The following is a 10,979-nucleotide window of genomic DNA, read 5'->3' as shown; positions in this document are numbered from 1 at the left end:
TGCAACGCGTCCACGACCGGTGGCGCACCTGGCGACCCGACGGCACCGAGATCCTCATCACCACCACCCGGCTCCGCACCTGACCCCACGACCCGCCGCGCCGCCGCCCACCCCGGACGGCGGCCCGCCGGCATGCCCGGCGGACGGGCAGCCGTCCACGAGGCGACCGGCGTGATCACCGGTCTCCTAGGCTGCGCCGCATGAGCGCGCCCTCGCGGATCCCCGGACCGGCCCTGGCCGCGGCCATCGTCGCCGCGCTCGGCGTGCTGCCGCTCGTCGTGGTGGCGTTCCTGGTCATCGCGCTCGGCGGCCTCGAGGCCGACGCGGGGCGCGACTGGCTCGAGACCGGCCTGCTGCTGCTCCTGCCGCTGCTGCAGCTGTTCGCCCTGGGCTGGTTCCTCCTGCGGCGCGGTCGCGTCCCGCTGGTGGTCGCCGCGCTCGCCACCGTCGCCGGGGCCGTGCTGATCGCCGTGATCTCCGCGTCGGTCGGGCAGTCGGTGGGTGCCGGGCCGTTCGTGCTGGCCCTGTGCCCGGTCGTCGCCGCGGCGCTGGCGATGACGCCGGCGGTGGGCCGCTGGTCGGCCGAGGCCCGGGCGGCGCGCCGCGGCCGCCGGGCCTGACGACACGGTCCTGACGACACGGGCCTGACGACACGGTCCTGACAGGGACCGTCCAGGCGGCGCTCCTACGCTGCGCGGCATGCCGTCGTCCTCCTCCCGCCGGGCGGCGACCCGGACGACGACCCGCCGCTCGCCCCGTGCGGCGGCCGCGCCGTCGTCGGCGGTCCGGCGGACCGGTCCGCCGCCGCTCCCGCCGGGCCGCCCGCTCACCGCGCCGTTCGCCGCCGTCTTCGGCCTGCTCGTCGCCGCCGAGGACCTCTACCTCGGCTGGCTGCTGTGGGAGCCCGACCCGGGCCTGCACTGGTACGTCGTCGTCTCTGCCGCGCTGGCGCTGCTGGCCCTCGCCGGGGCCGCCCTCGTGCTGCGCGGCCGGGGCCGCGGCTGGCTGGTGCTGGCGCTGGCCGCCGTGCTGCCGATGCTCCTGCTGCTCGCCTCCGCGCTGCTGTTCGGCGCCATCGGCGACGGCAGCGGGGTGGGGTGGTCGCTGCTCCTGCTCGCCGGCCCGCTCGGCTGCCTGGTGCTCGCCGTGCGCCGCCCGATCCGGGAGTGGACGCGGCCCGGCCGGGGGAACCCGGCCCCCGCCCCGGCTCGTCCCGGCCGCACCGGGAGCCGCGGCCGCTAGCGTGCCGCCCGTGGCTGACACAGACGTCGTCGTGGTGGGGTCCGGGCTGGCCGGGCTGGTGGCGACCGCCGAGCTGGCCGACGCCGGCAAGCGGGTGGTGCTCGTCGAGCAGGAGCCGGAGGCCTCCTTCGGCGGCCAGGCCTGGTGGTCCTTCGGCGGGCTGTTCCTGGTCGACTCGCCCGAGCAGCGCCGGCTGCGGGTGCGCGACTCCCTGGAGCTCGCCCGCCAGGACTGGTTCGGCACCGCCGGCTTCGACCGCGCCGAGGACCACTGGCCGCGGCAGTGGGCCGAGGCCTACCTGCAGTTCGCGGCCGGTGAGAAGCGCGCCTGGCTGCGCGAGCAGGGCATCGGGTTCTTCCCGATCGTCGGCTGGGCCGAGCGCGGCGGCTACACCGCCACCGGCCACGGCAACTCGGTCCCGCGCTTCCACATCGTGTGGGGCACCGGCCCCGGAATCGTCGAGCCCTTCGCCCGGCGGGTGCGCGCCGCCGTCGACCGCGGCCTGGTGGAGCTGCGCTTCCGCCACCGGGTCACCGGCCTGGTCGTCACCGACGGCGCGGTCACCGGCGTGCGCGGCGAGGTGCTCGAGCCCAGCGACGCCGCCCGCGGGGAGGCCAGCTCGCGCACCGCGGCGGGCGAGTTCGAGATCGGCGCGCAGGCCGTCGTCGTCACCTCCGGCGGCATCGGCGGCAACCACGACCTGGTGCGCCGCAACTGGCCGGCCCGCCTCGGGCCGGCGCCGCAGCGGCTGCTGTCGGGCGTGCCCGCGCACGTCGACGGGCTGATGCTCGAGGCCACCCAGGCCGCGGGCGCCAACGTCGTCAACGCCGACCGCATGTGGCACTACACCGAGGGCATCGCCAACCACTCGCCGGTGTGGGCGCGCCACGGCATCCGGATCCTGCCCGGGCCCTCGTCGCTGTGGCTCGACGCGACCGGCAACCGCCTGCCGGTGCCGCTGTTCCCCGGCTTCGACACCCTCGGCACGCTCGCCCACATCGGGCAGACCGGCCACGAGCACACGTGGTTCGTCGCGACGAAGAAGATCGTCGAGAAGGAGTTCGCGCTGTCGGGCTCCGAGCAGAACCCCGACCTGACCGGCAAGGACGTCCGCCTCCTGCTCAACCGGGTCAAGGCGGGCGTGTCGGCGCCGGTGCAGGCGTTCCTCGACCGCGGCGAGGACTTCGTCACCGCCACCTCGCTGCCCGAGCTCGTCGCCGGGATGAACCGGGTCACCGGCGGCAGCCCGGTCATCGAGCTCGCGACCGTCGAGCGCGAGGTGCTCGCCCGCGACCGCGCGGTGGACCACGCCTTCACCAAGGACCTGCAGCTGACCGCCGTCCGCGGCGCGCGCAACTACCTCGGCGACAAGCTCATCCGCGTCGCCCCGCCGCACCGGCTGCTCGACCCCGAGGCCGGCCCGCTCATCGCCGTCCGGCTCAACCTGCTCACCCGCAAGTCCCTCGGCGGGCTGGAGACCGACCTGTCCGGCCGTGTGCTGCGGCCCGGTGGCGAGGTGTTCCCCGGCCTGTACGCGGCGGGCGAGGTCGCCGGGTTCGGGGGCGGCGGCGTGCACGGCTACCGCTCGCTCGAGGGCACCTTCCTCGGCGGCTGCCTCTTCTCCGGGCGGGTGGCCGGCCGCGCGCTGGCGGCCGCCCTGTGACGCACCCGGCCAGCCCCTGGTCGGACCCGGCCACGGAGACCGAGCCGGTCGCCTACGCCGGGCCGCCGGTCTCCGCCCCGCCGCCGCAGCCGTACCCGGGCGGCTGGGCCCCGCCCGGGTACGGCTGGCCCCCACAGCAGTGGCCGGCCTACGGGCCCCCCGCACCGGCCCGCCCGCGCCGGCCCGGGCAGGTCGTGGCGGCCGCCGTGCTGTCGTTCGTGCAGGCGGCCGCGGTGGCCCTCTCCTCGGCCTACCTGCTCCTGCTGGCCAGCACGTTCGGGTTCCTCGCCACCGAGTTCGGCGGCGACGCGCAGGCCGACGCGCTCGTCACCGAGGCGACCGTCGTGACCGTCGTGCAGCTGCTGTCGGCCGTCGCGCTGGTCGTCGGCGGCGTCCTCGTGCTCAACCGCCGCGGCCGGGGGACCTGGGCGACGCTGGTCGCCGCGCTCGGCGTCCAGCTCGCGCTGTCCCTGTACTGGGTGGTCCGGCTCAGCACCCTCGACGGCTTCTCGGACGACGTCGTCGGCCCGGCCGCGGTGCTCGTCGTCGGGGTGCTGTTCTTCACCGCCGCGCCCGCCGTCGCCCTCGGCCTGCTGCTCGTCGGCCCGGTCCGGCGGTGGGCCGCCGGCACCGACGAGGCCGTCCGGCGATGACCGGCAGGATCCCGCTGCCGCCGCGGCCCGGGTCGGTCCACCAGGCCGGCTGGACGGCGGTCGTGCTGGCGCTGGCCGCGCTGCCGGGCGGGTTCCTCGCCCTCCTGGTCGGGCTGTCGGTGCCGTGGCGGGAGCTCGACGGGCTCGCCGCCGTCCTCTTCGACGTCCTCGTGCCGGTCCTCGGCGTCACCCTGGTCGCCGGGCTGCTGTTCCTGGGCGGGGCGCTGCTGCTGCTCACCGGCGCCGGGCGGGGCCTGCTGTACGTCGCCGTCGCGGTGCAGGTCGCGGTGACGCTGTACTGGCTGCTGGCGCTGGCCGCCGGGATGCTGGCCGGCGAGGACGGCGACGGGCTCGTCCTCGCCGGGCTCCTGGCCGCCCTGCCCGGACCGGTCGCGCTGTGGGTTGCCTCCCGCGCCCGGGCGGCGTCCACGACCGCGTGGCTGGCCGCCCGCGCCTCCGCCGAGGGAGTCCCGCAGGCCCGCTGAGCGGCGCCGCCCCCGCCCGGTGGGACGATCGGGCGCATGTCCGCCGTCCCCACCGCCTCCGGGCTGGACCCGGAGGTGGCCGCGCTCCTGACCCGCGACCCCGCCGGGCTCGTCGCCGCCGTCGTCCAGCAGCACGACACCGGTGAGGTCCTCATGGTCGCCTGGATGGACGACGAGGCCCTGCACCGCACGCTGACCACCGGCCGGGCCACCTACTGGTCGCGCAGCCGGCAGGAGTACTGGGTCAAGGGCGAGACCTCCGGGCACCGCCAGTGGGTGCGCGACGTGCGCCTGGACTGCGACGGCGACGCGCTGCTGGTGCTCGTCGACCAGGAGGGCCCGGCCTGCCACACCGGCGAGCGCAGCTGCTTCCACCGCGACCTGGGGGCCGGCCGTGCGGCTCGGTGAGACCACGCCCACGCGGGAGGAGTTCGCCGCCGCGCAGCAGGCGGTCGTGCCGGTCACCCGGCGGCTGCTGGCCGACGGCGAGACCGCCGTCGGCGTGTACCGCAAGCTCGCCGGCAACCGCCCGGGCACCGTGCTGCTGGAGTCCGCCGAGCAGGGCAAGCGGTGGTCGCGCTACAGCTTCGTCGGCGTGCGCAGCGCCGGCGTGCTGACCGAGCGCGACGGCCGCACCCTGTGGCTCGGCGACCCGCTGCCCGGCCTCACCGACGACCTGCCCGACGACCCGCTGGCCGCCGTCCGCACGCTCGCCCGCCGGCTGCGCTCGCCGCGCACCCCGGGCCTGCCGCGGCTCACCGGCGGACTGGTCGGCTACCTGGGCTACGACGTCGTCCGGCGGCTGGAGCGGCTGCCCGCCACGGCCACCGACGACCTGGGCATGCCCGAGCTCGCGCTCAGCCTGGTCACCGACCTCGCCGTCCTCGACCACACCGACGGCACGGTGCTGCTCATCGCCAACGCGCTGCCCGGCGCCGCCGCCGGGGACGCCGCCCGGGAGGCCGCCTGGGATGACGCCGTCGCCCGCCTCGACGCGATGGCCGCCGACCTCACCAAGGCCGTCCCGCCGGGCGTCGCCACCTTCACCCCGGCCGACCCGCCGCCGGTGCGCAGCACCATGGCGCCGGGGGAGTTCGAGGCTGGCGTCGAGACCGTGCGCGAGCACATCCGCGCCGGCGACGCCTTCCAGGTCGTGCTCGCGCAGCGGTTCGAGACCGACACCGGCGTCGACGCGCTCGACCTGTACCGGGTGCTGCGCGCCACCAACCCCTCGCCGTACATGTACCTGCTGCGCTTCGCGGGGCGGGAGTCGCCGTTCGACGTCGTCGGGTCCTCCCCGGAGGCGCTGGTGACCGTGACCGGCAGCTCCGCCGTCGTCCACCCGCCGGCCGGCACCCGCCCGCGCGGGGCCACCGAGGAGGAGGACATCCGCCTCGCCGAGGGGCTGCTGGCCGACCCCAAGGAGCGGGCCGAGCACGTCATGCTCGTCGACCTGGCCCGCAACGACCTCGGCCGGGTGTGCGTGCCGGGCACGGTCGAGGTGCCCGACTTCATGCGGGTCGAGTACTACAGCCACGTCATGCACCTGGTCTCGACCGTCTCCGGCGAGGTCGAGGCCGGCCGCGACGCCCTCGACGTCTTCGACGCCACGTTCCCGGCGGGCACCGTCTCCGGCGCCCCCAAGCCGCGCGCCATGGAGATCATCGAGTCGCTGGAGCCCACCCGGCGGGCGCTGTACGCCGGCACCGTCGGCTACGTCGACGCCAGTGGCGACATGGACATGGCCATCGCCATCCGCACCGCCGTGCTGCACCAGGGCCGCGCCTACGTGCAGGCCGGCGCCGGCGTCGTGGCCGACAGCGACCCCGCCACCGAGGAGGCCGAGACCCGGCACAAGGCGCGCGCGGTGCTCTCGGCGATCGCGACGGCGGAGGGCATGCGGGAGGTCCGATGAGCACCGCCCGGCGGGAGACGGGGACGGCGCTCGCCGGCTGCGCGCTGGCCGGCGCGCTGGCGCTGTCGGCCGGCGGGCAGTCCTGGTCGACGGTGACCGTCACCCGGCGCCCGCCGCTGCCCCCGGTCACCGAGACGCTCACCGGGTCCTCGCTCGCGCCGCTCGTCCCGGCCGCCGGCCTGCTGCTGCTCGCCGCCGCCGTCGCGGTGCTCGCCGTGCGCGGCGCCGGGCGGGTCGCCGTCGGCGTGCTCGTGGTGCTGGCCGGCGGGGCGCTGGCCTGGTCGGGGCTGCGCGTGCTCACCGGCGGCGCCGACCCGGGCACCGCCGGAGCGGGGGAGGAGCGGTCCGCCGAGGTGGCCGCGGCCTGGCCGGTGCTGGTCCTGGTGGCCGCCGCCGTCGCGGTCGCGGCCGGGGTGCTGGTCGTGCTGCGCGGGCGGCGCTGGCCCGGCATGGGCCGCCGCTACGAGCGCGCGGGCGCGCCGGCGCCCGCCCGTCCGCGCACCGACGAGGACCGGGCGCTCGACGCCTGGCGCGCCCTCGACCGCGGCGACGACCCGACCGACGACCCGACGGGCGACCCGACCGACGACAGGACCGACGGGGACCGGCCGGGGGACGGCGCCGGGGGGACCGCCGGTGACCCGGCGGCCGGGGCCACGGGCCGCCGTCGCTAGGCTGGGTCCACCGTCCGACCGGCACCGGGACCGGCCGACCCCCAGCAGCGAGGAGGCGGTGTGACCGTCCTCGACGACATCGTCGCCGGCGTCCGCGAGGACGTCGCGGCGCGCGAGGCGGCCACCCCGCTGGCCGAGGTGCGGGCCGCCGCCCGTGACGCCCGCCCCGCCCGCGACGCGCTCGCCGCCCTGCGCGCCCCCGGCGTCGGCGTCATCGCCGAGGTCAAGCGCCGCAGCCCCAGCAAGGGCGCGCTCGCCGACATCCCCGACCCGGCGGTGCTCGCCCGCCAGTACGCCGACGGCGGCGCCCGGGTCATCAGCGTGCTCACCGAGCGGCGCCGGTTCGGCGGCTCGCACGCCGACCTCGCGGCCGTCCGCGCCGCGGTCGACGTGCCGGTGCTGTGCAAGGACTTCGTCGTCAGCAGCTACCAGGTGCACGAGGCGCGGGCCCACGGCGCCGACGTCGTCCTGCTCATCGTCGCCGCGCTCGAGCAGAACGCCCTGCTGGGCCTGCTCGAGCGGGTCGAGTCCCTCGGCATGACCGCGCTGGTCGAGGTGCACACCGAGGCCGAGGCCGACCGGGCGCTGGACGCCGGCGCCTCGGTGATCGGCGTCAACGCCCGCGACCTCACCACCCTCGCCGTCGACCTCGGCACCTTCGAGCGGATCGCCCCCGGCCTGCCGTCGGGGATCGTCAAGGTCGCCGAGTCCGGCGTCCGCGGCCCGCGCGAGCTCATCGCCTACGCCGCCGCCGGCGCCGACGCGGTGCTGGTCGGCGAGGGCCTGGTCACCGCCGGCGACGCCCGCCAGGCCGTGGCCGACCTGGTCACCGCCGGGTCGCACCCCGCCGTGCCGCGCACGACCCGCTGACCCCCTTTACCACCAGCGCCGCCGGGCGCGGGACACTGGGCGCATGACCAGCAGCGCCGTGCACCCGACCCAGGAACGACCCGCCCCGCCGGCGCGGCCGTCCTGGCCGGATGCCACGGGCCACTTCGGCGTCTTCGGCGGCCGCTTCGTGCCCGAGGCCCTGATCGCCGCGCTCGACGAGCTCACCGAGGCCTACGAGGCCATGCGCGTCGACCCGGCGTTCCTCGCCGAGTTCGCCGCCCTCCAGCGCGACTACACCGGCCGCCCCAGCCCGGTCACCGAGGTGCCCCGCTTCGCCGAGCACTGCGGCGGCGCGCGGGTGCTGCTCAAGCGCGAGGACCTCAACCACACCGGCTCGCACAAGATCAACAACGTGCTGGGCCAGGCGCTGCTCACCAAGCGGATCGGCAAGCAGCGCGTCATCGCCGAGACCGGCGCCGGCCAGCACGGCGTCGCCACCGCCACCGCCGCGGCCCTCATGGGGCTGTCCTGCACCGTCTACATGGGCGAGGAGGACACCCGCCGGCAGGCGCTCAACGTCGCCCGCATGCGGCTGCTCGGCGCCGAGGTCGTGCCGGTGACCACCGGCTCGCGCACCCTCAAGGACGCCATCAACGAGGCGTTCCGCGACTGGGTGACCAACGTCGAGACGACGAACTACGTCTTCGGCACCGTCGCCGGGCCCCACCCGTTCCCGGCGATGGTCCGCGACTTCCAGCGGGTCATCGGCGACGAGGCGCGCGCCCAGGTGCTCGAGCGCGAGGGCCGGCTGCCCGACGCCGTCCTCGCCTGCGTCGGCGGCGGCTCCAACGCGATCGGCATCTTCACCGCCTTCGTGCCCGACGACGGCGTGCGGCTGATCGGCCTGGAGGCCGGCGGGGACGGCGTCGACACCGGCCGGCACGCCGCCACCATCACCGGCGGCGCCCCGGGCGTGCTGCACGGCGCCCGCTCGTACCTGCTGCAGGACGACAACGGCCAGACCGTCGAGTCGCACTCGATCAGCGCGGGCCTGGACTACCCGGGCGTCGGCCCCGAGCACAGCCACCTGCACGACATCGGCCGCGCCGAGTACCGCCCGGTCACCGACGCCGAGGCCATGGAGGCGTTCGCGCTGCTGTGCCGGACCGAGGGGATCATCCCGGCGATCGAGTCGGCGCACGCGCTGGCCGGCACGATGCGGCTGGGGCGCGAGCTCGGTCCGGAGGCCCTGCTGCTGGTCAACCTGTCCGGCCGCGGGGACAAGGACGTCGAGACCGCGTCGCGCTGGTTCGGTCTCGGCGACCGCAGCGAGGTCGACCCGGGCCCCGGGATGGACACCGACCAGCACGCGACCGAGGGCGCCGTCGCCTCCGGCGACGCGGTGCCCGGCCAGGACGCGGGAGGCGTGGCGTGAGCCGTCTCGAGGAGCGCATCCGCGCCGCGCGCGCCGAGGGCCGGGCCGCGCTGGTGGCCTACCTGCCGGTGGGCTACCCCGACGTCGAGGCGTCGATCGCCGGGATGGTCGCGGCCGTGGAGGGCGGGGCCGACGTCGTCGAGATCGGCGTCCCCTACTCCGACCCCGGAATGGACGGCCCGGTCATCCAGCAGGCCGTGGAGCCCGCGGTACGCGCCGGCGTCGGCATCCGCGACGTGCTGCGCGCCGTCGAGGCCGTGGACGCCGCCGGCGCGGTGCCGGTGGTCATGAGCTACTGGAACCCCATCGAGCGCTACGGCGTCGAGCGGTTCGCCGCCGACCTCGCCGCCGCCGGCGGAGCGGGCGCCATCACCCCCGACCTCATCCCCGACGAGGCGGGCGCCTGGCTCGCGGCGTCGGAGGAGCGCGGCCTGGACCGGGTGTTCCTCGTCGCGCCGTCGTCCACCGACGCCCGGCTGCGCTCCACCACCGCGGCCTGCCGCGGCTTCGTCTACGCCGCCTCCACCATGGGCGTCACCGGCACCCGCGCCACGGTCGGCGACGCGGCCGAGACGCTGGTGACGCGCACCCGCGCGGTCACCGACGTGCCGGTCTGCGTCGGCCTCGGCGTCTCCAACGGCGACCAGGCCGCCGAGGTGGCCGGCTTCGCCGACGGCGTCATCGTCGGGTCGGCCTACGTGCGCGAGATGCTCGAGGGCCGCGGCCCCGACGGTGTCCGGCGGCTGTCGCAGGAGCTCGCCGAGGGCGTGCGCCGCCAGGCGGTGCGCCCGTGACCGTCCTCGCCGCGATCCCGAGCCCGTCGCAGGGTGTCTGGCACCTCGGGCCGTTCCCACTGCGCGCCTACGCGTTCTGCATCATCGCCGGCATCGTCGCCGCCTGCTGGATCGCCGAGAAGCGCTGGGTCGCCCGCGGCGGGCGGCCCGGCGAGGTGCTCGACATCGCCATCTGGGCGGTGCCCTTCGGCATCCTCGGCGGCCGGCTCTACCACGTCATCACCACCCCGCAGCCCTACTTCGGCGAGGGCGGCGACCCGGTGCGGGCGCTCTACATCTGGGAGGGCGGCCTGGGCATCTGGGGCGCCATCGCCCTCGGCGGCGTCGGCGCCTGGATCGCCTGCCGCCGCCGCGGCATCCCGCTGCCGGCCTTCGGCGACGCGATCGCCCCCGGCCTGCTCGTGGCCCAGGCCATCGGCCGGCTCGGCAACTGGTTCAACCAGGAGCTCTTCGGCCGGCCCACCACGCTGCCCTGGGCGCTGGAGATCGACCCCGAGCACCGCCAGCGGGGCTATGAGCAGTTCGCCACCTTCCACCCGACGTTCCTCTACGAGCTGCTGTGGAACCTCGCTGCGGCCGCCGTCGTCGTGTGGGCCGACCGCCGCTTCCGGCTCTCCCACGGCCGCGCCTTCGCGCTCTACGTCGCCCTGTACTGCGCCGGCCGGGTGTGGATCGAGGCGCTGCGCATCGACGACGCCAACCGGCTGCTCGGCGTCCGGCTCAACGTGGTCACCTGCGTCGTGGTCGGACTGCTCGCCGTGGCCTATCTGGTCTGGCAGCGGGGCCGCCCCCGCGAGGTGCTCGACCGGGACGGCGACGGGATCGGCGACGACGCGGGTCGCACGGCCGGCCTCGCCGCCGGCGGCACCTCGGACCGTGATGCGGACGACACCGCAGCCGTGGTCCGGGAGGACGCCGACGAGGCCTCCACCAGCACCGATGCCGGCCGCCGGTCGCGGGGGAGTGACCGGTCTCACGACACGCCAGGGACGCCCTGACGGGACGCGCCGACGAACCGGTTTACGCCGGTGAGCGGGGTGTTACGGCTGTGTACCCTTCCGTTCAGATCCCCCAGTGATCCTGGGTGGTCACCGCGTCGGAACCGGGCCAGCGCTGCCCCGCGGGACGACGACCCCGCGGCACCACCCGTGGGGCCGCCGGTCCCCGACCGGCCCGGGCCACCGTGTCCCGGCCGGCGGTCGGCTCCTCGCTGTCCTCGCCTGCTCCTGTGCACCGCATCTGACGCACCGCACCCTCTGACCACCGGCCGGGCCGAGAGCCCCACGC

Annotated in this window: 12 protein-coding genes; all 12 read left to right on the top strand. The window is 76.8% G+C overall.

The genetic code is table 11. The features are described from left to right. Nucleotides 1-200: 200 nt before the first annotated feature. The 12 genes from BUE37_RS22240 to lgt all read left to right on the top strand — a co-directional run bounded on the left by BUE37_RS22240 (nucleotide 201) and on the right by lgt (nucleotide 10,690). Complete coding sequence (locus BUE37_RS22240) at nucleotides 201-620, top strand: hypothetical protein (protein ID WP_073422620.1); 420 nt, start codon at nucleotides 201-203, stop codon at nucleotides 618-620. Between the two features lie 79 nt (nucleotides 621-699). Further along, nucleotides 700-1,242, top strand: a complete 543-nt coding sequence (locus BUE37_RS22235; RefSeq protein ID WP_073422619.1) for a hypothetical protein — start codon at nucleotides 700-702, stop codon at nucleotides 1,240-1,242. 10 nt (nucleotides 1,243-1,252) lie between these two features. Continuing rightward, complete coding sequence (locus BUE37_RS22230) at nucleotides 1,253-2,905, top strand: FAD-binding dehydrogenase (protein WP_073422651.1); 1,653 nt, start codon at nucleotides 1,253-1,255, stop codon at nucleotides 2,903-2,905. Continuing rightward, complete coding sequence (locus tag BUE37_RS22225; protein WP_073422618.1) at nucleotides 2,902-3,558, top strand: hypothetical protein; 657 nt, start codon at nucleotides 2,902-2,904, stop codon at nucleotides 3,556-3,558. The genes BUE37_RS22230 and BUE37_RS22225 overlap by 4 nt, the downstream gene beginning before the upstream one ends. Beyond that, nucleotides 3,555-4,043 (top strand): hypothetical protein, encoded by a 489-nt coding sequence (locus BUE37_RS22220; protein ID WP_073422617.1) that lies wholly within the window; start codon nucleotides 3,555-3,557, stop codon nucleotides 4,041-4,043. The genes BUE37_RS22225 and BUE37_RS22220 overlap by 4 nt, the downstream gene beginning before the upstream one ends. A gap of 36 nt (nucleotides 4,044-4,079) precedes the next feature. Then, nucleotides 4,080-4,451 (top strand): phosphoribosyl-AMP cyclohydrolase, encoded by a 372-nt coding sequence (gene hisI, locus BUE37_RS22215; protein WP_073422616.1) that lies wholly within the window; start codon nucleotides 4,080-4,082, stop codon nucleotides 4,449-4,451. After that, nucleotides 4,438-5,958 (top strand): anthranilate synthase component I, encoded by a 1,521-nt coding sequence (locus tag BUE37_RS22210; protein ID WP_073422615.1) that lies wholly within the window; start codon nucleotides 4,438-4,440, stop codon nucleotides 5,956-5,958. Before hisI ends, BUE37_RS22210 begins: the two co-directional genes overlap by 14 nt. Further along, nucleotides 5,955-6,632: a Trp biosynthesis-associated membrane protein gene (locus tag BUE37_RS22205; RefSeq protein ID WP_073422614.1), complete on the top strand. Its 678-nt coding sequence runs from the start codon at nucleotides 5,955-5,957 to the stop codon at nucleotides 6,630-6,632. The genes BUE37_RS22210 and BUE37_RS22205 overlap by 4 nt, the downstream gene beginning before the upstream one ends. 60 nt (nucleotides 6,633-6,692) lie before the next feature. Then, nucleotides 6,693-7,502 carry an indole-3-glycerol phosphate synthase TrpC gene (gene trpC / locus BUE37_RS22200; protein ID WP_073422613.1) on the top strand — a complete coding sequence of 270 codons (810 nt, stop codon included), beginning with the start codon at nucleotides 6,693-6,695 and terminating at the stop codon, nucleotides 7,500-7,502. 43 nt (nucleotides 7,503-7,545) lie between these two features. After that, on the top strand, nucleotides 7,546-8,898 hold the full coding sequence (trpB, locus tag BUE37_RS22195; protein WP_073422612.1) for a tryptophan synthase subunit beta: 1,353 nt from the start codon (nucleotides 7,546-7,548) through the stop codon (nucleotides 8,896-8,898). After that, nucleotides 8,895-9,692: a tryptophan synthase subunit alpha gene (trpA, locus tag BUE37_RS22190; RefSeq protein WP_073422611.1), complete on the top strand. Its 798-nt coding sequence runs from the start codon at nucleotides 8,895-8,897 to the stop codon at nucleotides 9,690-9,692. The genes trpB and trpA overlap by 4 nt, the downstream gene beginning before the upstream one ends. Beyond that, entirely contained in the window at nucleotides 9,689-10,690 is a 1,002-nt protein-coding gene (gene lgt / locus BUE37_RS22185; RefSeq protein ID WP_073422610.1) for a prolipoprotein diacylglyceryl transferase, read from the top strand. Before trpA ends, lgt begins: the two co-directional genes overlap by 4 nt. Nucleotides 10,691-10,979 lie beyond the last annotated feature (289 nt).

It is taken from the genome of Geodermatophilus nigrescens, from assembly GCF_900129495.1.
In the GTDB taxonomy this organism is placed as follows: domain Bacteria; phylum Actinomycetota; class Actinomycetes; order Mycobacteriales; family Geodermatophilaceae; genus Geodermatophilus; species Geodermatophilus nigrescens.
Note: the sequence above shows the minus strand (reverse complement) of the source record. Positions and strands in the feature narration are given on the sequence as shown.

Bases quoted from the DNA above. Each gene is read 5' to 3' on its own strand.
- hisI (WP_073422616.1), top strand. From the start codon at position 4,080: ATGTCCGCCGTCCCCACCGCCTCCGGGCTGGACCCGGAGGTGGCCGCG.
- BUE37_RS22220 (WP_073422617.1), top strand. From the start codon at position 3,555: ATGACCGGCAGGATCCCGCTGCCGCCGCGGCCCGGGTCGGTCCACCAG.
- BUE37_RS22240 (WP_073422620.1), top strand. From the start codon at position 201: ATGAGCGCGCCCTCGCGGATCCCCGGACCGGCCCTGGCCGCGGCCATC.
- BUE37_RS22205 (WP_073422614.1), top strand. From the start codon at position 5,955: ATGAGCACCGCCCGGCGGGAGACGGGGACGGCGCTCGCCGGCTGCGCG.
- trpB (WP_073422612.1), top strand. From the start codon at position 7,546: ATGACCAGCAGCGCCGTGCACCCGACCCAGGAACGACCCGCCCCGCCG.
- BUE37_RS22235 (WP_073422619.1), top strand. From the start codon at position 700: ATGCCGTCGTCCTCCTCCCGCCGGGCGGCGACCCGGACGACGACCCGC.